This is a genomic window from Massilia sp. LMS1-1-1.1 (genome assembly GCF_040815535.1).
Taxonomy (GTDB): Bacteria; Pseudomonadota; Gammaproteobacteria; order Burkholderiales; family Burkholderiaceae_D; genus Janthinobacterium; species Janthinobacterium aestuarii.
Map to the genome: position 1 here is coordinate 529,095 of NZ_JBFPNG010000001.1, position 21,553 is coordinate 550,647.

At 64.1% G+C, this 21,553-nt stretch carries 22 protein-coding genes; 7 read left to right on the forward strand and 15 right to left on the reverse strand.

What is annotated here, in order from left to right:
• Window positions 1-9 precede the first annotated feature (9 nt).
• Complete coding sequence (locus tag MRBLMS1_RS02455; protein WP_485877597.1) at window positions 10-1,458, forward strand: DUF1501 domain-containing protein; 1,449 nt, start codon at window positions 10-12, stop codon at window positions 1,456-1,458.
• Here MRBLMS1_RS02455 and MRBLMS1_RS02460 read toward each other — a convergent pair.
• Entirely contained in the window at window positions 1,455-2,297 is an 843-nt protein-coding gene (locus tag MRBLMS1_RS02460) for a dioxygenase family protein (protein ID WP_485877599.1), read from the reverse strand. The two genes, MRBLMS1_RS02455 and MRBLMS1_RS02460, sit on opposite strands and share 4 nt — an antisense overlap.
• 131 nt (window positions 2,298-2,428) lie before the next feature.
• Window positions 2,429-2,857, reverse strand: a complete 429-nt coding sequence (locus MRBLMS1_RS02465) for a Spy/CpxP family protein refolding chaperone (RefSeq protein ID WP_485877600.1) — start codon at window positions 2,855-2,857, stop codon at window positions 2,429-2,431.
• 193 nt (window positions 2,858-3,050) lie between these two features.
• Here MRBLMS1_RS02465 and MRBLMS1_RS02470 point away from each other — a divergent pair, with 193 nt between their 5' ends.
• Window positions 3,051-3,740 carry a response regulator transcription factor gene (locus MRBLMS1_RS02470; RefSeq protein ID WP_034755491.1) on the forward strand — a complete coding sequence of 230 codons (690 nt, stop codon included), beginning with the start codon at window positions 3,051-3,053 and terminating at the stop codon, window positions 3,738-3,740.
• Between the two features lie 2 nt (window positions 3,741-3,742).
• Window positions 3,743-5,215 carry a sensor histidine kinase gene (locus tag MRBLMS1_RS02475; RefSeq protein WP_485877603.1) on the forward strand — a complete coding sequence of 491 codons (1,473 nt, stop codon included), beginning with the start codon at window positions 3,743-3,745 and terminating at the stop codon, window positions 5,213-5,215.
• Between the two features lie 40 nt (window positions 5,216-5,255).
• On the opposite strand, the gene MRBLMS1_RS02480 is transcribed toward MRBLMS1_RS02475, so the two are convergent.
• From MRBLMS1_RS02480 to MRBLMS1_RS02500, 5 genes are all read right to left on the reverse strand, one after another.
• On the reverse strand, window positions 5,256-5,591 hold the full coding sequence (locus MRBLMS1_RS02480; protein WP_485877605.1) for a FlxA-like family protein: 336 nt from the start codon (window positions 5,589-5,591) through the stop codon (window positions 5,256-5,258).
• A gap of 121 nt (window positions 5,592-5,712) precedes the next feature.
• Complete coding sequence (dcd, locus tag MRBLMS1_RS02485) at window positions 5,713-6,282, reverse strand: dCTP deaminase (RefSeq protein ID WP_034755486.1); 570 nt, start codon at window positions 6,280-6,282, stop codon at window positions 5,713-5,715.
• A gap of 133 nt (window positions 6,283-6,415) precedes the next feature.
• Window positions 6,416-7,216, reverse strand: coding sequence for an alpha/beta fold hydrolase (locus tag MRBLMS1_RS02490; RefSeq protein WP_456130692.1), 801 nt, complete (start codon window positions 7,214-7,216; stop codon window positions 6,416-6,418).
• Window positions 7,217-7,274: 58 nt separating this feature from the next.
• A complete protein-coding gene (locus tag MRBLMS1_RS02495) occupies window positions 7,275-7,970 on the reverse strand; it encodes an HAD family hydrolase (protein ID WP_485877607.1) in 696 nt (231 codons plus the stop codon).
• 21 nt (window positions 7,971-7,991) lie between these two features.
• The gene (locus MRBLMS1_RS02500) at window positions 7,992-8,753 is read right to left on the reverse strand and encodes a sulfite exporter TauE/SafE family protein (protein WP_034756294.1); all 762 of its coding nucleotides are present in this window, start codon (window positions 8,751-8,753) and stop codon (window positions 7,992-7,994) included.
• A 149-nt stretch (window positions 8,754-8,902) separates the two neighbouring features.
• On the opposite strand from MRBLMS1_RS02500, the gene MRBLMS1_RS02505 reads away from it, so the two are divergent.
• A complete protein-coding gene (locus tag MRBLMS1_RS02505) occupies window positions 8,903-9,826 on the forward strand; it encodes a LysR family transcriptional regulator (protein ID WP_485877609.1) in 924 nt (307 codons plus the stop codon).
• A 21-nt stretch (window positions 9,827-9,847) separates the two neighbouring features.
• Here MRBLMS1_RS02505 and MRBLMS1_RS02510 read toward each other — a convergent pair whose 3' ends face one another.
• Both MRBLMS1_RS02510 and MRBLMS1_RS02515 read right to left on the reverse strand, forming a co-directional pair.
• Entirely contained in the window at window positions 9,848-10,357 is a 510-nt protein-coding gene (locus MRBLMS1_RS02510) for a hypothetical protein (protein ID WP_485877611.1), read from the reverse strand.
• Between the two features lie 81 nt (window positions 10,358-10,438).
• Entirely contained in the window at window positions 10,439-12,865 is a 2,427-nt protein-coding gene (locus tag MRBLMS1_RS02515) for a DNA internalization-related competence protein ComEC/Rec2 (RefSeq protein WP_485877613.1), read from the reverse strand.
• 242 nt (window positions 12,866-13,107) lie between these two features.
• Here MRBLMS1_RS02515 and MRBLMS1_RS02520 point away from each other — a divergent pair, with 242 nt between their 5' ends.
• Window positions 13,108-13,323 carry a hypothetical protein gene (locus tag MRBLMS1_RS02520; RefSeq protein WP_485877615.1) on the forward strand — a complete coding sequence of 72 codons (216 nt, stop codon included), beginning with the start codon at window positions 13,108-13,110 and terminating at the stop codon, window positions 13,321-13,323.
• Here the strand turns inward: MRBLMS1_RS02520 and MRBLMS1_RS02525 are convergent.
• Entirely contained in the window at window positions 13,311-13,709 is a 399-nt protein-coding gene (locus MRBLMS1_RS02525) for a barstar family protein (RefSeq protein WP_485877617.1), read from the reverse strand. The two genes, MRBLMS1_RS02520 and MRBLMS1_RS02525, sit on opposite strands and share 13 nt — an antisense overlap.
• A gap of 133 nt (window positions 13,710-13,842) precedes the next feature.
• Between MRBLMS1_RS02525 and MRBLMS1_RS02530 the strand changes: the two genes are divergently transcribed.
• Together MRBLMS1_RS02530 and MRBLMS1_RS02535 are read left to right on the forward strand one after the other, a co-directional pair.
• On the forward strand, window positions 13,843-14,676 hold the full coding sequence (locus MRBLMS1_RS02530) for a class I SAM-dependent methyltransferase (RefSeq protein WP_485877619.1): 834 nt from the start codon (window positions 13,843-13,845) through the stop codon (window positions 14,674-14,676).
• Window positions 14,677-14,761: 85 nt separating this feature from the next.
• Window positions 14,762-16,747 carry a helicase-related protein gene (locus MRBLMS1_RS02535; protein WP_485877621.1) on the forward strand — a complete coding sequence of 662 codons (1,986 nt, stop codon included), beginning with the start codon at window positions 14,762-14,764 and terminating at the stop codon, window positions 16,745-16,747.
• Window positions 16,748-16,750: 3 nt separating this feature from the next.
• Here the strand turns inward: MRBLMS1_RS02535 and MRBLMS1_RS02540 are convergent, their stop codons facing one another.
• From MRBLMS1_RS02540 to MRBLMS1_RS02560, 5 genes are all read right to left on the reverse strand, one after another.
• Complete coding sequence (locus tag MRBLMS1_RS02540) at window positions 16,751-17,224, reverse strand: T6SS effector amidase Tae4 family protein (RefSeq protein WP_181878087.1); 474 nt, start codon at window positions 17,222-17,224, stop codon at window positions 16,751-16,753.
• Between the two features lie 222 nt (window positions 17,225-17,446).
• Complete coding sequence (locus MRBLMS1_RS02545) at window positions 17,447-18,679, reverse strand: PQQ-dependent sugar dehydrogenase (protein ID WP_485877623.1); 1,233 nt, start codon at window positions 18,677-18,679, stop codon at window positions 17,447-17,449.
• 7 nt (window positions 18,680-18,686) lie between these two features.
• Complete coding sequence (locus MRBLMS1_RS02550) at window positions 18,687-19,484, reverse strand: TatD family hydrolase (protein ID WP_485878953.1); 798 nt, start codon at window positions 19,482-19,484, stop codon at window positions 18,687-18,689.
• Between the two features lie 12 nt (window positions 19,485-19,496).
• The gene (lolD, locus tag MRBLMS1_RS02555; protein ID WP_139089536.1) at window positions 19,497-20,213 is read right to left on the reverse strand and encodes a lipoprotein-releasing ABC transporter ATP-binding protein LolD; all 717 of its coding nucleotides are present in this window, start codon (window positions 20,211-20,213) and stop codon (window positions 19,497-19,499) included.
• Window positions 20,214-20,229: 16 nt separating this feature from the next.
• Window positions 20,230-21,495 carry a lipoprotein-releasing ABC transporter permease subunit gene (locus tag MRBLMS1_RS02560; RefSeq protein ID WP_456150126.1) on the reverse strand — a complete coding sequence of 422 codons (1,266 nt, stop codon included), beginning with the start codon at window positions 21,493-21,495 and terminating at the stop codon, window positions 20,230-20,232.
• Window positions 21,496-21,553: the final 58 nt, after the last annotated feature.

Sequence of the window (21,553 nt, forward strand, 5' to 3'; positions counted from 1 at the left end):
GGAAGCCGCATGTCCCATCTCCCCCCTTTTTCCCGCCGCCGCTTCCTTGGCTCCATGCTGAGCCTGGCTGGCAGCACGGCCGCGCCGTTCGCCCTCAACCTGGCAGCCATGGGCCAGGCTGCAGCCCAGTCGGCCGATGACTACAAGGCGCTCGTGTGCCTGTTCATGGCCGGCGGCAACGACGCCTTCAACACGGTGCTGGCAACCGATACATCGTCCTGGAATGAATACCAGCGCCTGCGCAACACGGGCAGCAATGATTCGATCCACTTGCCCGCCGTCGGTGCAGCCGGCGGCGTGTTGCCCATCGTGCCGGCCACCGCGCAAACGGGACGCAGCTTTGCCCTGCATCCCGCCCTCGGTCCGCTGAAAAGCCTGTTCGATGACGGCCGCGCCGCCGTCGTCGCCAATGTGGGCACCCTGATCCAGCCCGTCACCCTGGCGCAATACAAGGCGGGCAGCGTGGCCCTGCCGCCCAAGCTGTTTTCGCATAACGACCAGCAATCGACATGGCAATCGGGCTTGCCGGAAGGCGCCAGCATCGGCTGGGGCGGGCGCCTGGGCGACCTGCTTGGCGCAGGCAACGGCAACGCCATGTTCACGGCCGTGTCCGCTGCATCGAACGCGCTGTTCCTGAGCGGGCGCCAGGTGCGCCAGTTCCAGGTGGGCCAGGCCGGTGCGGTGCCGATCCGCAATATCAATCTCAGCGGCAGCCTGTTCGGCACGGCGCAGGGACCGGCGGCCTTGCGCCAAATCATCACGACGGCCGGCAGCGACCTGATGGAGCAGGAACATGTGGCCACGATCGAGCGCGCCATTTCCAGCCAAAGCATCCTCAGCGGCGCCATGCTGGCGGCCGGCGCGGGCGGCGTGCCCAATCCACCGCCCTACATCAATCCGAACACGGGCGCGTCCGGCGTAAACCAGCTGGCCGTGCAATTGCAGACGGTGGCGCGCATCATCGGCGGCCGCGGCGCCCTGGGGGCGAAACGGCAAGTGTTTTATGTGACCTTGGGCAGCTTCGACACGCATGACCGGCAAAAAGTGCTGCATGGCGACCTGATGGCCCGGCTGGCCCATGCGCTCGCGTACTTCGACACGGCCCTGGCGGCCCTGCAGGGCGTGGATCTGCGGCGCCATGTGACGACGTTTACAGCGTCGGACTTCGGCCGCACCTTCAGCAGCAACGGCGATGGCACGGATCACGGCTGGGGCGCCCACCACTTTGTCGTGGGCGGCGCCGTGAAGGGCCGCGACATCTACGGCGCCTTCCCCGTCACGGGCATCGGCCATGCGCTGGACGTGGGTTCCGGCGCCCTGCTGCCGACCACGTCCGTCGACCAGTACGGCGCCACCCTGGCCAAGTGGTTCGGCGTGGCCGACAGCCAGCTGGCCGAGGTGTTCCCGAACATCGGCAACTTCAGCCGGCGCGACCTGGGTTTCATGACGACAACTTAACCGTTCACGGCGATCACCAGCGTGGCGACGTAACCCTGCGTGGCATTGCCCGCCACCGTGGCCATCTGCAGGCTGGCGCCGTCGCTGAAGACATTATCGGTCGCATAGCTGATCTGCGCCAGGTTGCGCACGCTGGCCGTGTAACCGCTGGCCGCGTAGGCCTCGTTCAGCGTTGCCAGCGGAAACGTGAATTGCGAGGCCTTGATGCGGTTCGAGGCAGAGGCCGCCATGGCCACGCTGGGATAGACCTCGACATGCACGTGCGGCATGCGTCCCGCGTAACAGCCGGGAAAGATGGTCGTGAAGCTGAGGCTGCCGGCGCTGTCCGTTACCTGCACGCCGCGCAGGTAATTTTGCGCCGTCACGCCGCTCGAATACAGCGAATACAGGCCATCGCGATCGCAATGCCATACATACACGGCGTAGCCGGCCAGACTGGCGCAGCTGCCGCTGGCGTTGAGCAACTGCAACTGGATGGTGAGCGGCACGCCCGCCGCCACACCCGCAGCGCCATTGAAACTGGCGCGGATATCGCTGCGCACGACGCCCGACTGCTTCAGCACGTTGATGATGCTGCCGCCATGCGTGTTCGTGCCATCGGCCGGGTACGGCCCGCCCGTTTCCTCCGGTATCACCGTGCAGGCGCCCGTGGTCGGTATTGCAACGGTGCCGGCACCGCTGCCTGCCGCCGTATCGCTGGCGTCCGAAGCGCCGCCGCAACTGATCAAAGGCAAGGTGGCGGCGCCAGCCAGCAGCCAGCGCAGCACTTGCCGCCGTTCAGCCGCCTGCCGGCGCATCATTTCGAGGTCGGATGCCAGACCGTGATCATGTAATTCCATATATATTCCATCAAGTGGGGCAAACCCGCCAAGGCGGGGCTGAGGCTGGCACACAGGTACAAAACCTGCGTGGCCCGTCGCGAGAGCGCCTGGATGCGCATGCTGACTCTCCCTGTGCTCGCGCCGGCCGCCTACTCGGGGCGCTCAAGGTGGCGCGGGCCTTGGCGGCCGTCGTGCAGCTGCTGCGCCTGCTGGCGCTGTTCCGGCGTCAGCACGGCCAGCAATTGCTGCTCGAGGCGCGCCTGCAGCAAACTGATCTTCGCCATGGCTTGCGCCGCCGTGTTCGCCAGCGCGCCGGCTTTCGCATCGTCATAGGCGCTGGACCCGGCCAGCTCGCGCAGCTGCGCATGGGCCTTGAAGGCGATCTTTTCCTGTTCCCGCAACTCGGGCGCCTGGGCGTAGGTGGCGGCGAAAACCTTGTCCTGCTGCGCTTCGTTCAGCTCGATGCCGTGCAAAAACGGCGGCAAGCCGGGCGGCGGCCCTGGCTGGGCCAGCGCCAGCAAGGGCATGCTGCAGGCGGACAGCAGCAACAGGGATACAACAATGCTCAGGTATTTCATCGGGATTTCCTTTCGTGGCGGTCAGCCCTGATTGTCGTCGTCTGGCGTGTAAAGCAACGTCAGGGCCGCGTAAAAGCGCGTAAAGGAAGGGCCGGAAATGTAAGCGAACGTGTGTAAAAGCGGGTAAAACCGCGCTGAACAGCGCCTGTTGACTGCTATCATCGGACGATATTCACCCGAAAAAAGCACAGGCATGAGCAAGGTTTTGTTAATCGATGACGACGTGGAACTGGTCGGCATGTTCCAGGAATACCTGACGCAGGAAGGTTTCGATGCCCGCGCCGTGCATGACGGCGAAAGCGGCGCGGCCGAAGCGCTGACGGGCCTGTACGCGATCGCCATCCTCGACGTCATGATGCCGCGCATGAATGGCCTGGAAACGCTGCGCCGCATCCGCGCCGGCAGCAACCTGCCCATCTTGATGCTGACGGCGCGCGGCGACGATACGGACCGCATCGTGGGCCTGGAGCTGGGCGCCGACGATTACGTGACAAAACCATGCACGCCGCGCGAGCTGACGGCCCGCATCCGCGCCATCCTGCGCCGCGCGCAAGCGGCGCCGCACGATGCGTCGGGCCTGGCGCCCCTGACCGTGGGGCAACTGACGATGTGGCCCGAACAGCGCCGCGTTTCCTGGGCCGGCGCGCACCTGGAGCTGACGAGCACGGAATTCAACTTGCTGGAAGTGCTGGTGCGCCATGCGGGCAAACCCGTGAGCAAGAATCAATTGTCGGAACTGGGCCTGGGACGGCCCATGGCCCGCTTCGACCGCAATATCGACGTGCACTTGAGCAGCCTGCGCCGCAAGCTCGGCAGCCTGGCCGACGGCCGCTCCTGCCTGCAGACCGTGTACCGCCTCGGCTACCAGCTGATCAAGGAGTAAGCGTGGGCCGTTTGTTCTGGAAGTTTTTTCTGTGCATCATGCTGGCGCAAGTGACGGCCACCATCGGCATCGGCGGCACCTTCTGGCTGAAAAACCGCGCCGCGCAGCAGGAACGAGCCCTCGACATCGACACCAGTCCGCCCGCGCAAATGATCATCGAGGCCGCCAGCGCCACCCTGGAAGCGGGCGGCAGCCAGGCCTTGCGGCAATTCCTGGGCAAGCTAGAGCGCATGCGCGTGTTCGCCGTCGATGCCAAAGGACAAGAATTGATGGGCCGCGCCGTGCATCCCGCCATGCTGGCCAAGGCGCGCGCCATGCTGGAGCAAAGCCAGGCCCATCCCGTCGTGCGCGACGCCGCCGGCAGCGACGGCAAGCGCTACCTGCTGTTCCTGCCCTCGTCCGAGCGCTTTCGCAATGCCGAGGCGGGGGCCGCGCGCGACACGCTGAACGCCGTCGCCATGAGCGGCCCGCGCGCCATGGGGCCCGCTCCACGGCCCCACGAAGCGGGCGCCCCGCCGCCACGCGGCGAATTCGGCCGCGGCCCGCCGCCGCGCATGGACACGCCCTACCGCAACTTCATTCCCTTGGGCGCCGCCATCGCCGCCAGCCTGCTGTTCGCCTTTTTGCTGGCCTGGTATTTTGCGCGCCCCATTCGCGACCTGCGGCAGGCATTCGAGGCCGCCTCGCACGGCAACCTGGCGCCGCGCTTTCAGGCCAGTGGCAAGCGCGGCGATGAATTGACGGACCTGGGCCGCGATTTCGACCGCATGACGGGGCGCTTGCGCAACCTCATGGATAGCCAGACGCGCTTGCTGCATGACGTCTCGCACGAGCTGCGCTCGCCCCTGGCGCGCCTGCAGGCCGCCATCGGCCTGGCGCACCAGCAGCCGGAAAAGATGGCTGCCTCGATGCAGCGCATCGAACGCGAAAGCGAACGCATGGATAAACTGATCGGTGAGCTGCTGACCCTCTCACGCCTGGAGGCGGGAGCCGGGCAAGCGCACAGCGAAGACGTCGGCATCGCCGACCTCGTGCACGACATCGTGGATGACGCCCGCTATGAAGCCAGGGCGCGCCAGCTGGGCATCGCGCTGGCCGGAGACGCGGCTACTGCCGATGCCTGCGTCACGGGCCAGCCGGAACTGCTGGCCCGCGCCGTGGAAAACGTGGTGCGCAATGCCATCAAGCACAGCCCCGATGGCGGCACGGTGAACGTGGAGCTGTCGCGCCAGACCGGCTGGCTGCGCCTCGCCGTGCTGGACCGGGGCCCCGGCGTCGCCAGCGCCGACCTGGCCCGTATCTTTGAACCGTTCTTCCGCGCCAGCAATACCCAGCACAGCACGGATGGCCACGGCCTTGGCCTGGCCATCGCCCAGCACGTCATCAGCGCCCATGGCGGCCGCATCGGGGCCAGCTTGCGCAGCGGTGGCGGCTTGTGCGTGGAAATGCTGCTGCCCGTCAAAACGCCAGGCTGACCTGTCGGCGAGCCTGGCGTTTTGACGTGCGGATGTGCTGTTAGGCCTGCGTATCGATGATGCTGCCCAGGGTCGACGCGCTTGACCTGGCCGGGCTGGCCGCCGTTTCGGCGCCGCTGGCCGTCTGAGAGTCTTGTTGCGCCTGCGCGGCTGCTGCTTGCAATTGGGCAATCTGCGCCTGCAAGGCCTGGATTTGCTGCGCCAGCTGCTGCTGCAGCTTTTGCGACGCTTCCGTCTGCTCGCCCTTCTGCGACTCCGTCAACTGCTTTTGCGCCGCCGTGATCTGCTTTTGCAGCGCCGCGATCTGCGAACCGCTGCCCGTACTGGCGCTACTGGCCGCGCCGACTGCGCCGCCTGAACCGATTGCCGCTACCATACTGTCTCCTCAGTGTTTCAATACCAAGGTTAACGGCAGGCATGGAGCGCGGATCTAGGGCGGCGGGTGTAAAGGCAGGTAAAGACAGCTAAGCCGGCTGGCGCCCCGCCCTGCACCGCAATCAGGTCTTCGGCAACGTCACGCCAACCTGGCCCTGGTATTTGCCGCCGCGGTCCTTGTACGACGTTTCGCACACTTCATCGGACTCGAAGAACAGCACTTGCGCCACACCTTCGTTGGCGTAGATTTTCGCCGGCAGCGGGGTCGTGTTGGAAAACTCCAGGGTCACATAACCTTCCCATTCCGGTTCGAACGGGGTGACGTTGACGATGATGCCGCAGCGCGCATAGGTGCTCTTGCCCAGGCAAATCGTCAGCACGTTGCGGGGAATGCGGAAGTATTCCACGGTACGGGCCAGCGCGAACGAGTTCGGCGGGATGATGCAATAGCCCTTGCCCGACACGTCGACGAAGTTGTTCGCGTCAAAATCCTTGGGATCGACGATGGTCGTGTTGATGTTGGTAAACAACTTGAACTCGTCGGCGCAGCGGATGTCATAGCCATAGCTGGACGTGCCGTAGGACACGATGCGGTTGCCGTCGCGTTCCTTGACCTGGCCTGGTTCGAACGGCTCGATCATGCCCGTTGTTTCCGCCATGCGGCGTATCCATTTATCGCTTTTAATCGTCATCGCAGCAGTATCTTTCTAGAATATCGGAATGGCTGGGACCGCACGCCTGGTGCAGGCGCGGCCCGGATGGCAGGATTTTACGCGAAAATCCGCCGCTGTTGGCCCCCATCGCCTGAAAATCCTCGGCGATATTCTATTGTTTCGCCAGCAATGCCGTGATCATTTCGCGCACCACTTGCGCCGTCAGCTCGGGGTTTTCCATGGGAAACAGATGGCCGCCCGGCACCTGGCGGAAAAACTTGCCGACCAGCTTGCGCGTGGCCTTCAAGCCCGCCTGGCGGCATTCCACCGATTCCGTGCCGCCGATAAAGCCGATGGGGACGGGAAAACCGTCCTTGACGAGGCCGCCAATATGGTGCGGCAAGCTGCGGTAGACGTCCGTTTCCACTTCACGCGTAAAGCGCAGCTGCACCCCTTCCGGATGTGGCACCAGGCCGCTGTCGATGTAGTCGCGCAAGACCTGCGGCGCCCAGATGGCGAACATGTCCTTGGCGGCAAAATGTTCATACGCGGCTTGCGCATCGGGCCACAGCTTGCGCCGCCTGGCGGAAAAACGCGATGGCGAGAAGCGCTCGCCCAGCGCCGTGTTGCGCGCCAGCCGCACCAGCAAGGCGCGCCAGCCCGCCACCACGGGCGAATCGAGCAAGACCACGCAGCGCACGAGGTCGGGCCGCTGCTTGGCCACCATCACGCTGAGCATGCCACCGAGCGAGTGGCCGACGAGGATCACGGGCGCGCTGTAGCGGCGCTCGAGCTCGTCGATATACTCGCGCACCAGCTCGGGCCAGCCCGTGCTGACGGGGTATGCGGGGTCGTGCGCATGCATGTCAAGCGCCTGCACGGTGTAATGCTGGCCCAGCAAGCCGAACAGCTTGCGGTAGGTGCCGGCAGGATAGCTGTTGGCGTGGGCAAAGTGCAGTTGCGGGAGGGTCATCGTGGGGCGGTGCCGGTGAATGCGATAGGCAATTGTAATGGCATGCCGGCAAGACGGATCAGAGGAAGGCCTCTAATTGCGGGCGCACTGGCGCCATGCCGGGCACGAACGAGGCCAGCACTTCGCCCAGCTCTGCATTTGAATCCACCACGCAAAAAGCCCCATCAAATGCATGCTCGCGGTTCATGTGATTGCGCACGATGATGCACTCGAGCCCGGCCGCATTGGCGGCGCGCAAGCCGCGCGGCGAGTCTTCCACGGCCACGCAGTCGGCGGCAGCCAGGCCCAGGCGCTGCAAACCCAGCTGGTAGCCGTCGGGCGCCGGCTTGCTTTCGCCATACATTTCACGCGTCAGCACGAAGTCGAAGTGCTGCAGCAAGCCCGTGGCCGCATGGCTGATCCGGAAATGCTGTTCGTAGGCGCTGGTGACCACGCCCATGGCCACGTGCGGACGCAGCGCCGCCAGTACTTGCCCGATGCCGGGCATGGCCAGCCGGCGCGCCTGGCGCAAGCGTTCGGCAAACAGCACCGTGCGCTCGGCCCGCAGACGCTCGACCAGCTCGATCTCGTGGCCCTGCCCCAGCAGCACATGCCAGGCGCCGTAGTTATTGTCCAGGAACCAGTCAAAGAATTGCTTCGGCGTCAGGTCTATACCGTAAGGCAAGAGCAAGTCGCGGTTGCTTTCGTAAAACAGCTGTTCGGTATCGACCAGCACGCCATCGTTGTCCCACAGCACGCCCTGGATGGTTTTCATGGCTTGTTGTCGTTCAAAAACTTACTTGAAGAAAATGTCGTAGGACAACTTGACGATCAGCAGCACCAGCAACACGAGGAAGAGGATGCGCACAAAGGCGGCGCCACGGCGCACGGCGATCCAGGTGCCCGTCAGCGCGCCCAGGATGTTGCACACGGCCATCGGCGCGGCCACCGCATACACCACGTGGCCGGCGGGAATGAAGAAGGCCAGCGCGGCCACGTTGGTGGCGATATTCACCAGTTTCGAGCAGGCCGAGGCAAGGATGAAATCGAAACCGAAGACGCGGATGAACAGGAAAATCAAAAAGCTGCCCGTGCCCGGCCCGAACAGGCCGTCATAAAAACCGATGGCGCCGCCGATGACGATGGCGAGGATGCGTTCGCGCGGACCGATGGGACGCGCTTCGCGGGTCGTGCCGAAATCCTTCTTGATGAAGGTGTAGATGGCCATGATGATGATCAGCACCAGCACCATGGGGCGCACCACCTGTTGCGGCACGTAGGACACGGCGGCCGCGCCGATGAAGGACATGACAAAGGCGCTGGCCACGGCCGGCAGTACCAGCAGCCAGGGGATATGTACCTTGCCGACAAATGAGCGGGCGGCAAACGTGGTGCCGCAGGCGGACGCCAGTTTATTCGTCCCCAGCAAGGACGTCGAGGCCATGTTCGGCATCAGGTTGAACAGGGCCGGCAGCTGTATCAGCCCGCCCCCGCCCACGGCGGCGTCGATGAGGCCGGCAAAGAAGGCAAATAAACACAGCAGCGAGATGGTCAGCATGATAGGCAATATGGAATGATCGACAGCGGCAGTATAGGCGCCGTGGATTTTTTCCGATGCAACTTCAAATTGCGGAAAACGCAATCAGGCGTAACGCTTGACGGAATGCGCCCCATGCGGTCTACTGGCCTCTTTTGCCGGGAGTCACGATGTCGATGAAACTGATGTGGGAGATCCGCGCCTTCTGCACCGTGGTGGAAAAGCGCAGCTTCATCCACGCGGCGCGCATGCTGGGGCGCTCGCCGTCGGCCGTCACGCGCGCCATCCAGTTCCTCGAAGAAGCCATCGGCGCCGAGCTGATCCTGCGCACGCAAAAGCAGTTCACCCTGACGACGGCCGGCGAAACGTATTACGCATCGGCCAAGCACTTGCTGGAAACGCAGGCCGAAGCGGAAGACCAACTGGCTGAGCTGAGCAATTCGCCGCAAGGCTGGGTGCGCCTGTCGGCGCCGGAAATCCTGTCCTTGGGCTTCTTGCCGAAAGTGGTGGCGCAATTTTCACGCGACTACCCGAACGTGTCGGTGGACATCCATTTCTCGGACAAATCGATCGACCCCATCCAGGAAAAGCTCGACTTCGCCATCCGCGGCGCCTTCCCCCAGTCGAGCGAGCTGATCGGCTACCCCCTGTGGAACTACCGCCGCTACATGTACGCCTCGCCCGACTATATAGGTCGCATGGGCGCGCCCGAGGAACCGGAAGAGCTGGCCGGCCACGACATCATCATGCACTCGGCCCCCCGCATCCTGCGCGACTGGCATTTCGTCTCCGGCGAACGCAACGTGCGCTACCAGGTGCAGCCGCGTTTCCGCTTCACGTCGGGCATCGCCACTTTTCAAGCGGCCCTGGAAGGCGCAGGCATCGTGCGCCTTGCCAGCTGGCTGGCCGAACCCGCCGTGGCAGCAGGCACCCTGCGCCGGGTCTGCACGGCGTACCGGCTGACCTCGTCGAAGGAGCTCGATCCCAGCATCCATGCGGTCTACGGCACCTCGCGCATGGCCAAGGGGGCGCGGCTGTTTCTCGAATATGTGCGGCAGCGGGGGCTGGAGATACCGGACGAGCGGCACAGCTGACACTGCGCCGATGAATGGCCGCTATGGCTGTATACGAACAAAAACAGGCGTGTCCAGGACCCACGCCACATCATAGATAGGCACCTCGCCGCGAAACGATATCGCGATGAGTTCCAGCAGCGCTTCCGTTCCATGCGCGATAAAGGTTTCCACATAGCCTTCGGAACCAACATGGTGGTAAGCCACCTCCTTCGCTTTTACCAGCGGTGCCGGCCCGACGATGGCCTGTCCATGGAAGCGAAAAACCAGCACGCAGCCTGTTCTTTCCGCCTGCGAAAGCGCCCCCTGCAGTCCCTGCGACAGCGTCACGTAGGCAAAAGCGCCTTGCAGCTGTTGCTGCTTCACTATGGCCTCGACGGTTGGCACGTCCGTCACATGATACAGATACGGATGCTGCAGGCGAACGGCGTCAGCTTGCCGTCCCTGCAAATCATATGACAGCGTCTTCGACTGCTTGCTTTGCAAACGGATCCGCTCCTCGAAGCTGATTTCCGGCACGGTCGCCTTTTTCTTCCAACTGAACCAGCCCATCTCCACCCTTTCAGAATATTCCAGGCAGCACCGGGGCTGCCAAGCCATGACAGATTTATACCATTGATGCAGCAGCTTCCGCTAGCGTCCATGCCAGTAGCGCGGCCGGCTGGCCCGATACCGCGTCACGTCGATATTGCCTCCAAATTCCAGCACCACCGCCCCTTCCACATCCGTGCGCAGCCGGGCAATCCCCATGTCGCCATAGCGCGCATACACTTGCGGCTTCGGATGTTTGTAGCGATTCCTGTGTCCCACCTGGAAAATCGCCAGGGCCGGATGGACAGCGTACAAAAATGCCGGCGTCGATGACGTACCGCTGCCGTGATGCGGCGCCAGCAGCACGTCGGCCGCCAGTTCGCCCTCGGCAGAACGGGCCAGCAATTGCGCTTCCTGCGCCGCTTCGATGTCGCCGGCCAGCAAGATCGAGTGCTTGCCAGCCGTGATTTTCACGGTGCAGCTGCGGGCGTTTGGCTTCAGGGCAATGTCCGTATGGCTGGCGGGCAACGGGTGCAGCATGGCGAAGTGCACGCCTTCCCAGGTCCAGCTCTGGCCCGCCGTGCAGTGCAGATAAGGCCGGTGCGATTCCCGCTGGAACTCGACGGCCGGATGGCCATCGAACAGGGACGAGGCCAGCCAGCCCACCTGCACGTTCTCCAGCAGGGACATGGCGCCGCCCGCGTGGTCGAGGTCGCTGTGGGAAATGATGACGCCGTCGAGTTTGGCTATGCCGCGTGCCCGCAAGTAGGGCACGATGACCCTGCTGGCGCCATCGGAATCGAGGCTGTAGGCGGGGCCCGTGTCGTACAGCAGACGGTGTCCCTGCGTTTCCACCAGCACGGCCATGCCCTGCCCCACGTCGAAGGCCGTCACCCACAGCTGACTCGGCGGCGGGCTCGACGGCAAGGCCGTCAGCAGCGGCAGCCAGCCCAGCATGCCCGCCCAGCGATGCGGCCATCCGCGTGGCGCCAGCAGCCAAGCCGTGCCAAACAAGGCCCAGCAAAAACTCCACATTGGCGGCGCGGGCGCCGTCCACACGGCAAAACGGCGCGCACCCAGCCATTCCAGCACCTGCGCCAGCATCTGCACGATGGCATGCGCCAGCAGCAACAGCCCATCGGACAGGGGCGCAGGCAGCAGGCTGCCCGCCAACGACAAGGGCGTGACGACCAGGCTGATGACGGGAATCGCCAGCGCATTGGCCACGGGGCTGACCAGCGATACTTGCGAGAACAGCAGCATCGTCAACGGCACCAGTCCCGCCGTCACCACGTATTGCGTGTGCGCGCCCTGCGCCACGGCCGCGCGCAGGCGACGCCAGCGGCCAGCCTGCGGCGGCATGGGCGCCGTGGTGCGGCCCGCCGTCGCGTACAGCATGGTGGCGACGGCGCCGAACGACAGCCAGAAGCCGGGCCACAGCACGGCCCACGGGTCGAGCAGCACGACGGCGCCCAGCGCCAGGCACAGCACGTGAACGATGCTGGTGACACGCCCCAGCCACAGGGCCAGCGCCACCACCAGCAACATATACAAGGTGCGCTGCGCTGGCACGCCGAAGCCGGCCAGCAGCACATAAAGAAAGGCCGCCAGCGCACCGGCCAGCGCCGCCACCTTTTGCGCCGGCAGCCGCAAGGGCAGTTGCCAGTCGGTAAAGAATGAACGGCGCCACAGCGCACCCGCGCCCAAGGCGAACAGTCCCGCGATCATGGTGATGTGCAAGCCGGAAATCGAAATCAGATGGCTGACGCCCGTGCGGTTGAACACTTGCCAGTCAGACTGGGGAATGGCGCGCTGATCCCCCACCACCAGCGCCACGATCACGCCCGCATACTGCTTGCCTTCCAGGCTGCGGGCGATGCGCGCGCGCAGGGCTGCGCGGCTGGCCTCCACCACCCTGCCGAAGCCGGGCACGAAGGCAGCCAGGCGCACGTTCGGCGTGTCCGCGCGCGGCTGCGGCCGTACATAACCGGTGGCGCGCACGCCCTGCTCCAGCAGCCACGCCTCGTAATCAAAACCCATGGGATTCGCATTGCCGTGCGGACGCTGCAGCCGCACCGTGAGGCGCCAGCGCTCGCCCGGTTGCACGTCGCCCACGGCGTTCTTCACGGCATCGCGAAAACCCGCGTACCAGGACAGGGCGATCAAGGGCGGCACCTTCGCCCCAACCGCCTTTTCCACGGCAAAGTTGAAGCGCACACCCTGCTCGAAGCGGTAGGGCAGGCTGGCCACTGTACCGATCACGGTGATGTCCTGGCCTTCGTCTTTCAATGCCAGCTGGGATGAGAGGGCCGAGTGTGCCAGGAACGCGGCCCAAAGGTAGCCAAACACCAGCCCGAACAGGCATCGCATCGCAATGCGCAAGCCCGTATGCCAGCCGCGCGTGACATAACCGAGCATCATGAGCAAAAGGCTGGCCAGTAGCAGCGCCGCACCGGCATGCGCCGGCAGTGCCGCCTGCATCTGCAGCCAGAAAGCGCCAGCGGAAAAGCCGAGTAGGAAGGTGCGCATGACAGGTCGAAGCAGCGCGACTCAAGCTCACCAATATAAACGGCGCTACATGAATGCGCGCGAGCATGCGGGCGACAGGTTTGATACGGCGCAGGGAAAAGCGGAATAGCTCAATCAATACCACGCTTCTATCATCGCTGCCATGGCACGCTATCTGCGCGGCAAATCGACCGGCGGCTGGTAGAAAGACATAAGCCAGCACGCAAGGTTCAGCATAGCGCCATCGTCAAACCGTTTTTTTCTTGTTAATCAATAAAAATATTGAAGAAGTGCAGATTCCGTATTCAACGGCTCACATGCGCCATCAACATAAAGAACCCTCAATCCCAAGGAATTGCAACCTGCTGATTGCCCTCGTTGACTTCCAGTTGTATTTTTCTTTAACCCTGCAGGCGCCTGAACAAGCGGCATTGCGCATGCACGGCAAGTCAGCGTCATATGCCGATCACATCACCTGAAGCACCACCAATTTCTTGGAATGATTCACCGTGGATACAACATCGGCTAGCATGCCAGGCAATTCATTCAGGATAGAAAAGGCGGTGGAAAAATCCGCCGGGGCTTGTGCCTCCATGTCGCTGGAATCGCGCCAAACGATCACGATGCCATTCTCGTCCAATCCATCCAGACCCGACCATACGGAATCGTCAAGCGCATCCCAGCTTGCATTACTTTGTAATGGCGGGTCGAGAGGAAGCGTATCGCGTACGCCATCAAAGAAAGCATCCCTGGACGACATTTTCCCGGGAAGATGAAAAACACGCATGCCCTGCGCTTGCGCATCGAGAATGACCTTCTCGGCAGTTGCCGCATCGATAGCGAAAAAACCTTGGCGACTCAACATTATTACTTTCCCATCCTCCCTATCACAAGCGACGCCAGCCTGGCTGAAGCACCGCAATCCATTTCTCAACGTTTCCATGCTAGCATGCCTGTCAGCGCCTTGGGGCGTCCGCCCTTCCCATATCGAACTCCGCATGAACGCGATTTCAACCGCCGAGATGTATCTGCAGGACTTCCATCAACGCCAGGTCGGTGTGACGCCCGCCGCGTTTGCGCACCTGCCAGCACATGCGGCATCAGCTACCTACGCCTCGTCCTACGAAGTATTGACCAGCCTGGTACCGGCCGTGGACACGCCCTTGACCGTACTCGACCTGGCCTGCGGCGACGGTCATCTGCTGGGTTTGCTGGCAGCCCGGCGGCAGCCCCGGCTGCAACTGCTCGGCGTCGACATGAGCCAGGGTGAACTGGCTGCCGCACGCGCCGCCCTGCCCCCGTCCGTGCGGCTGCTGCATGGCCGCGGCCAGGCGCTGGACCTGCCATCGGCCAGCGTCGATTATCTCGTGTCGCACATGGCGCTGATGCTGATGGACGACATCGAACAAGTCGTGCGCGAAATGCGCCGCGTGCTGCGTTCCGATAGCCGGTTTGCAGCCATCGTCGGCAGGACTTTCCTGCTGGGCGAAGTCAACGACGTTTTCATGCGCGTATTCAAGCCGATCGCCAGCACCGAACTGCCGCCGCTACGCTTTGGCGACCGGCGCACGGGCTCCGAAGCGGGCTGGCGCGAGCTGCTCGATGGCGCGTTTGCGGACGTCGAATTCGACGACATCGACGTCCCTTGGACGCCCACGCCGGGCGAACTGTGGACGGCCCTGCTGGACACCTACGATATCGACCGCCTGGACGACGGCGCCAGACAGCGCCTGCGCGGCGCATTCCTGGACGCCGTGGCGCCGCTGCAAGGCGACGATGGCAAGATCGCTACAGGATGGGGATTGCGCCTGGTGCGGGCCCGGGCCGCCTGAACATGCAGCTACCGGGGCCGGCCACCACCAGCCACCGCCATCGACGGTATAATCGGCCTCGCTTACTTCAACACCCAGGCACGACATGACTTCCTCCCCACTTCCTCCCGACACTTCCACCGACATTTCCGACAGCAGCGAAGACAATAACGACGCTACCCTCGTCGCGGAACTGGGGGAGCTGGCCGAGCATATCCGCCTCGTCAAGATGGAAGGCCGCGTTTTCGTGCGCTTTTCCGGCGTGGTCAAGGCCGGCCACCTGGTGGTGCCGTATGCGCTGGTGCCCGCACAGGGCGTGCTGGCGCGGCCAGCCAAGTGGCGCAAGATGGACCGCGAGGCCAAGCTGGCCCTCGTGCGCGAACGGGCCAGCGCGGCCGTGTTCGAGGAGCTGCGCCAGCACGTGCTCGATTTCGTCGCCGATATCGCGGGCCTGAGCGAGGACGTGGACACGGACCCGATGGTTTTCCTGCACACCTTGGCCGACATGCAGACGTCGGAGCCGGCGGGCATGGTGTTCGACCGCATCCGCCAGCGCTTCAATCACGCCATCGAGCGTCAGCAGGAAGAACAGCACGCGGCGCGCACGCGCCAGAGCATCAACCTGGCCGAGTATCCGGCCTCGTTCGAGATGGCGCGCCGCCTGCCGCGCCGCTTCATCGCCCTGCTGGGTCCCACCAATTCGGGCAAGACGCACCGCGCCATGGAAGCGCTGATCAAGGCAAAGAGCGGCATCTACCTGGCGCCCTTGCGCTTGCTGGCCCTGGAAAACTACGAGCGCCTGCAGGAAGCCGCGCCGCACGGCAAACCGCTGGCAGTGAGCCTGATCACGGGCGAGGAACGTCGGGTCGTCGACGGCGCCACGCACGTGGCCAGCACGGTGGAAATGCTGGACACGAAAACCGTCGTGGAAGTGGCCGTCATCGATGAGATCCAGATGCTGGCCGACCCGGACCGGGGTGCCGCGTGGACGGCGGCCGTCTGCGGCGCGCCCGCCCACACGGTCTACCTGGTAGGAGCGCCCGAAGCGCGGCGCGCCATCGAGGCGCTGGCCGAGCGCCTCGAATGCCCGCTGGAAGTGCACGTATTAAAACGCATGGCGCCCCTGTCGATGGAGCCGACGGCCGTGCGCAAGGTACGCAACCTGCGCCGCGGCGACGCCGTCATCGCCTTTTCACGCCGCGAAGTGCTGATGTGGCGCGACATGATCACGGAAACGGGCCTGTCCGTGGCCACCGTCTACGGCAACCTGTCGCCCGAAGTGCGGCGCGCGCAGGCGCAGCGCTTCCGCGACGGCACGGCCGATATCGTCGTCGGCACGGATGCGCTGGCAATGGGCCTGAACATGCCGATCGCGCGCATCGTCATGACCACCTGCGTCAAATACAATGGCCGCGAAGAGGAAGAGATTTCAGCCGCGCTGGCGCGCCAGATCGCCGGGCGCGCGGGCCGCTACGGCGTGCATGAAGAGGGCCTGGTGGCCGGCTACGACAACGAGACGCATGAAGTGATGCGCGCCCTGCTGAAGGAAAAGCTGCACCCGCTGAACACGAGCGGCTTTGCCGTGGCGCCGTCGCTCGAGCATCTGCACCGCATTTCATCGGTGACGGGCGAACTGTCGCTGTCAAAACTGCTGCGCCGCTTCATCCACAATATCGACGTGCCGGACGGCTTCTTCTTCCCCCGCATCACGGAAGACCAGAAGGAACGCGCCGTCTGGCTCGACACCCTGTCCCTGTCCGTGGCCGACAAGTTCACCCTGTCGCTGGTGCCGATATCGAGCAAGGTGCCGTCCTTGCAAACGGCGTGGGAACACTGGGCGAAGAATCTGTCGCAGGGAAAAGTCAGCACCTTGCGCCAGCACGCCTATGGCGGCGGCACGCAGAATCTGCAGCAGGTGGAAGACACTTGCCGCTACTACTCGGCGTATGCGTGGCTCAGCTACCGCCTGCCCGAATTCTTTCCCGATATCGCCGTGGCGCAAAACCTGTCGCGCGATGCGTCGGAGCGGGTCGATTCCATCCTGCGCGCACACAATGCGGCCTCGCGCGGACGCTCGAAGAAATTCAGGTAAACGTCAACGGAGTGGCCAGAACCAGACCTCGCCACAATCCCAGTAGCACTCGGTGCCGCACACCTTCACGCCGATGGAGGGCAACAGGATGTCGATATGCCCGCCGGCGCCGCCCAGGTAGCCGGGAATGCGGAAGAAGGCGACGAGGCCCTGGCGCTGGCCGATGCCTTCGATGGCCGCATCGGCAGCGAACTTTTCGGGTGCGCCGAACAACGAGGGACTGGCCAGCATGTGCGCCAGCTTGGCCTGCCCAGGCTCGATCAGCGCGCCCTTGAATGGGCCCCTGCGGATGGCCATGCGGCCCTTGACCTTCACGCCGGCCTTGATCAGTGCCAGGCTGACGCGGATGGCGCAGGTGTTGGCAAAGCTGTCCTTGCCGATCAAGTCTTCCCAGCCGATTTCGCGGAACAGGGCCGCCTGGTCGACGGCCGCCACGCTCGAGTAATTTTCACGCAGATTGATGAATGCAGGTTTCACGCCAGCCTCCCGTCGTCCCTGGTCGACAGGGAACATCAGGCCGATTGTAGGACAATGCGGCAGCCCCGCACTGAGCGAGGTCAAGCGTAGGCCCGGTATGCCGGGTAGGTCGGGTTAGGCCAAAGGCCGTAACCCGACAACACCTGTAACGCCAACAATGATGTCGGATTACGCGCGGCCTTGCCCCGCTAATCCGACCTACACGTACGAAACCGGTGAAAGTTATGGTTTGCCCGGCGCCGCATAATGTAATTTCAGCACCAGCCCATTATGGTCGTCGGCCATATAGATATCGCCATCCTGCCCCAGCTTCACGTCGACGGGTGCGCCCCTGCCCTGCTTGCCCTTGCGCTCCCAGTTGCTGATCAAATCGACGGACTTGCCCAGCGGCCCACCGGCCTTGTCGGGCAGCAGGGCCACCAGGCGGTGGCCGTTGCTGCGGTAGCCATGGTAGCCGATGATCAGGCTATTCTTGTACAGTGTCGGGAAGCGGCTGGCAGTGTAAAAGGTCATGCCCAGCGGCGCGGCATGGCCGGGCAGCAGGCGCTCCGGCGCCGCATATTGGGCGTCGCAAGCCGTCTTCGGATATTCGGGACTGGCGACGTTGTCGTCATAGCAGTACGGCCAGCCGTAGTGCCGGTCGGCCTTGATCAGGTTGAGTTCCTCGTGCGGCAGGTTCTCGTCGCTTTTCAGTTGCGGCATGGCCGCCTGGATGGCGTCGCGCGAGTTTTCAGCCTGCCACAGTTCGCCCGTCGCAGGGTGAAAAGCCAGCGCCATCGAGTTGCGCAAGCCGCGCGCATGCGTGCGCCAGCTCGTCACCGTACCAGCCGGCCAGGCCATCGTGTATTCGCGGATGGCGCCCAGCGCATCCAGTCCTTCCGCCGAAGGGCATGCCTTGGCCGGATCGGGCGCCTTGCCGTCGTTCTCGCAATGGTCGGTGCTCGAGCCCACGTTCACATACAGGTCGCCCTTGGGGCTGAAGCGCATATTCGTCAGCAGGTGCAAGCCGAGGCCCGGCAGGCGCGGCGTCTTGGCCGTGCCACCGATCACGTCGGTGAGCTTGCGGGTGGTGTCGCGCAAGTCGAAGCGGAAGATGCGCCCTACTTCGCCCACGTAAACCATGCCGTCCGGGCCCTGCACGATGCCGTTCGGGCGATCGAGCTTGTCGAGCAGCAGCTTGCGCTCGTAGCCGGCGCCGGCCGCCTTGGCCTGCAACAGCCACAATTTGCCCTGCTTCGGCGCCCATCCCGTCATGTCCGTGACGAGGATGTCGCCATTCGTCAGCGGCAGCACGCCACGGGGGAATTTCAGGCCCTCGGCCAGCACGGCCACGCAAAAGCCGGCCGGCGTGGCGACGTCGAGACGGGGCATGCCGTCGCACTGGGCGCTGGTCGCAGCCATCGCGGGAGCGAACGCACCGGACAGGCAGGCGGCCAGGATTATCTTGTTGTTCATTGTGATCTCATTCCATCAAAGGTAATCGGGGCATCACGGCGCGCGCGTTGGCGCTGGTGGCAACGGCCACGTCGGCCAATGCCAGGCCGCGCAGCTCGGCCAGCACGGCGCCGATGCGCGGCAATTCTTCGGGGCTGTTGCGGCCAGGGTGCACCCAGGCCGGGGAAATATCGGGCGCGTCCGTCTCCAGCACGATGGTGTCCAGGGGCAATTCCGTGGCCATGCGGCGTATCTGCAGCGCGCGGGTAAAGGTCATGGCGCCGCCAAACCCCAGCTTGAAACCGAGGTCGATATAGCCTTGCGCCTGCTGGAAGCTGCCATTGAACGCATGGGCGATGCCGCCGTTCGGGCGGATCTGGCGCGCGTGCTTGAGGACGATGTCCTGCGAGCGGCGCACATGGGTGAGTACGGGCAGGTCGAAGTCGCGGGCGATTCTCAGCTGCTCGCGCAGAAAATGCTCCTGCTTGATGCGCATGGCCGGTTCGCACAGCATGGGGATGAAGAAATCGAGGCCGATCTCGCCGATGGCGACAAAACGCGGGTCATTCATGGCCAGCGCCACGGCCTCGCGCAGGGCGATCAAATCATCATCCGTGGCGTGCGGCACGTAGATCGGATGGATGCCCAGCGCATAACAGGCGTTGGGCGCCGCTGCCGCCAGGTCACGCACGATGGCGAAATTGGCCCGTTCGACGGCGGGGATGACAATCATGCCCACGCCCTGCTGCTGCGCGCGCGCCGCCACCTGCAGCGATTCGCTGCCAAATTCATGCGCGTCGAGGTGGCAGTGCGTGTCGATCCACAGCATGGCGGTTCCTTAATATTGGTACGGTTGCAGCCCTTCGTCCGTCAGGCGCAGCACGCGGTCGCAGCGCTTGGCCAGTTCGATATCGTGCGTGACGATGACGAAGGCCGTGCCCAGGGTGCGCGACAGTTCCAGCATCAGGTCGAAAATCTGTTCGGCCGTGGCGTGATCGAGATTGCCCGTCGGTTCATCGGCCAGCACGCAGGCCGGCTGCGTGACGAGGGCGCGGGCCAGGGCCACGCGCTGGCGCTCGCCACCCGACAACTCGCCCGGCGTGTGCGTGACCCGCTTGGCCAGGTTCACGCGCGTGAGGATTTGCTGCGCCAGTTCGGTGGCCGGCGCGCGCTTCATGCGCCGTATCATCAAGGGCATGGCGACGTTGTCGAGCGCGGAAAACTCGGGCAGCAGGTGGTGGAACTGGTAGACGAAGCCCAGCGAGGCATTGCGCAAATCGCCGCGCGCCTTTTCGCTGAGGGTGGCGAAATCCTTGCCCAGCAAGGTCACGCTGCCGCTGGTCGGGGTATCGAGGCCACCCAGCAGATGCAGCAGGGTCGATTTGCCGGAGCCGGAGGCGCCGACGATGGCGACCCGCTCGCCGCGGTGGATGTCGATGTCGATGCCGGCCAGCACCTGCACCTTGTAGCTGCCCTGCGTGAAAGTCTTGCCCAGGCCGCGGCAGGAAAGGACGGCAGCGCCGCCATTGGAAGCAGGTTTGTTCAGATCGGTCATGGTCGTAGTCAGTGGTTTATTCATAGCGCAGGGCTTCCGCAGGTTTCACGCGGGCAGCCCACCAGCTTGGGTACAGGGTCGCCAAAAAGGCGAGGATCACGGCCAGCACGCCGATCTTGGTGACGTCGGGCCAGCGCAGGTCGGACGGCACGGTGCTGATGAAATAGATGTCCTTCGAGAGGAACTGCACGCCCAGCAAATGCTCGATGAAGGGCACGATGACGTCAATGTTCATGGCCACCAGCACGCCGCCGCCCACGCCGAGGATCGTGCCCAGGATGCCCACCAGCGCGCCCTGGATCATGAATATCTTCATGATGGAACGCGGCGAAGCACCCAGTGTGCGCAAAATCGCGATATCGGCCTGCTTGTCCGTCACCGTCATCACCAGGGTCGAGACGAGGTTGAAGGCGGCCACTGCGATGATCAGGGTCAGGATGATGAACATCATGCGTTTTTCCGTCTGCACGGCGGCGAACCAGTTGGCGTTCAGCTTCGACCAGTCGCGCAGCCACAGGTCGCCCGGCATGGATTTTTTCAATTCCGCCGCCACTTGCGGCGCCTGGTTCATGTCGGCCAGGCGCAAACGCAGGCCCGACGGGCCGTCAAGGCGCAGCAATCGCTGGCCGTCTTCGATATTGATGAAGGCCAGGCCCGCGTCGAATTCATTGTGGCCCGCCTGGAAGATGCCGCTGACGGTAAAGCTGCGCATGCGTGGCAGCACGCCGGCCGGCGTGACCTGGCCCTGCGCCAGCATCAAGGTGACCTTTTCGCCGAGGTTGACGCGCAAGGCCCGCGCCAGCTCGATGCCCAGCACGATATTGAAGGTGCCCGGCTGCAGCGCCTTGAAGCTGCCCATGCGCGTCTGGCCGGCCACGTCCGAGACATTCGGTTCTTCCTCGGGCAGCACGCCGCGCACGATGGCGGGCCGCAGCGCATCGTCGCGCAGCAGCATGCCTTGCGTTTCCACGAACGGCGCGGCGCCCTTCACGGACGGATTCTTGAACGCTTGCGCAGCTTCCGCGCGCCAGTCAGGCATGCTGCCGCTGTTGTCGAACACTTCCACGTGGGCCAGCACGGACAGCATGCGGTCCGTCACTTCCTTCTGGAAGCCGTTCATCACGGACAGCACGACGATCAGCGCCGCCACGCCCAGGCCGATGCCGGCCATGGAAATGAGCGAGATAAAGGAGATAAAACTGTTGCGGCCACTGCGCTTGCCAGCCCGCGTGTAGCGCAGGCCGACCAGCCATTCGAAAGGAAGATTTTTTAACATGCTCATTGATTCGTTAATTCTCAGGGGTCTGACCCGCCGGGTCTGACCCCGGCAGTTTGTTGAT

Excerpts from the sequence above, each read along its gene's own strand:
- MRBLMS1_RS02465 (WP_485877600.1), bottom strand. The coding sequence starts at position 2,857 with ATGAAATACCTGAGCATTGTTGTATCCCTGTTGCTGCTGTCCGCCTGC.
- MRBLMS1_RS02495 (WP_485877607.1), bottom strand. The coding sequence starts at position 7,970 with ATGAAAACCATCCAGGGCGTGCTGTGGGACAACGATGGCGTGCTGGTC.
- MRBLMS1_RS02515 (WP_485877613.1), bottom strand. The coding sequence starts at position 12,865 with ATGCGCACCTTCCTACTCGGCTTTTCCGCTGGCGCTTTCTGGCTGCAG.
- MRBLMS1_RS02480 (WP_485877605.1), bottom strand. The coding sequence starts at position 5,591 with ATGGTAGCGGCAATCGGTTCAGGCGGCGCAGTCGGCGCGGCCAGTAGC.
- MRBLMS1_RS02490 (WP_456130692.1), bottom strand. The coding sequence starts at position 7,216 with ATGACCCTCCCGCAACTGCACTTTGCCCACGCCAACAGCTATCCTGCC.
- MRBLMS1_RS02460 (WP_485877599.1), bottom strand. The coding sequence starts at position 2,297 with ATGGAATTACATGATCACGGTCTGGCATCCGACCTCGAAATGATGCGC.
- MRBLMS1_RS02500 (WP_034756294.1), bottom strand. The coding sequence starts at position 8,753 with ATGCTGACCATCTCGCTGCTGTGTTTATTTGCCTTCTTTGCCGGCCTC.
- MRBLMS1_RS02530 (WP_485877619.1), top strand. The coding sequence starts at position 13,843 with ATGAACGCGATTTCAACCGCCGAGATGTATCTGCAGGACTTCCATCAA.
- MRBLMS1_RS02535 (WP_485877621.1), top strand. The coding sequence starts at position 14,762 with ATGACTTCCTCCCCACTTCCTCCCGACACTTCCACCGACATTTCCGAC.
- MRBLMS1_RS02510 (WP_485877611.1), bottom strand. The coding sequence starts at position 10,357 with ATGGGCTGGTTCAGTTGGAAGAAAAAGGCGACCGTGCCGGAAATCAGC.
- MRBLMS1_RS02470 (WP_034755491.1), top strand. The coding sequence starts at position 3,051 with ATGAGCAAGGTTTTGTTAATCGATGACGACGTGGAACTGGTCGGCATG.
- lolD (WP_139089536.1), bottom strand. The coding sequence starts at position 20,213 with ATGACCGATCTGAACAAACCTGCTTCCAATGGCGGCGCTGCCGTCCTT.
- MRBLMS1_RS02545 (WP_485877623.1), bottom strand. The coding sequence starts at position 18,679 with ATGAACAACAAGATAATCCTGGCCGCCTGCCTGTCCGGTGCGTTCGCT.
- MRBLMS1_RS02455 (WP_485877597.1), top strand. The coding sequence starts at position 10 with ATGTCCCATCTCCCCCCTTTTTCCCGCCGCCGCTTCCTTGGCTCCATG.
- MRBLMS1_RS02560 (WP_456150126.1), bottom strand. The coding sequence starts at position 21,495 with ATGAGCATGTTAAAAAATCTTCCTTTCGAATGGCTGGTCGGCCTGCGC.
- dcd (WP_034755486.1), bottom strand. The coding sequence starts at position 6,282 with ATGACGATTAAAAGCGATAAATGGATACGCCGCATGGCGGAAACAACG.
- MRBLMS1_RS02525 (WP_485877617.1), bottom strand. The coding sequence starts at position 13,709 with ATGTTGAGTCGCCAAGGTTTTTTCGCTATCGATGCGGCAACTGCCGAG.
- MRBLMS1_RS02505 (WP_485877609.1), top strand. The coding sequence starts at position 8,903 with ATGTCGATGAAACTGATGTGGGAGATCCGCGCCTTCTGCACCGTGGTG.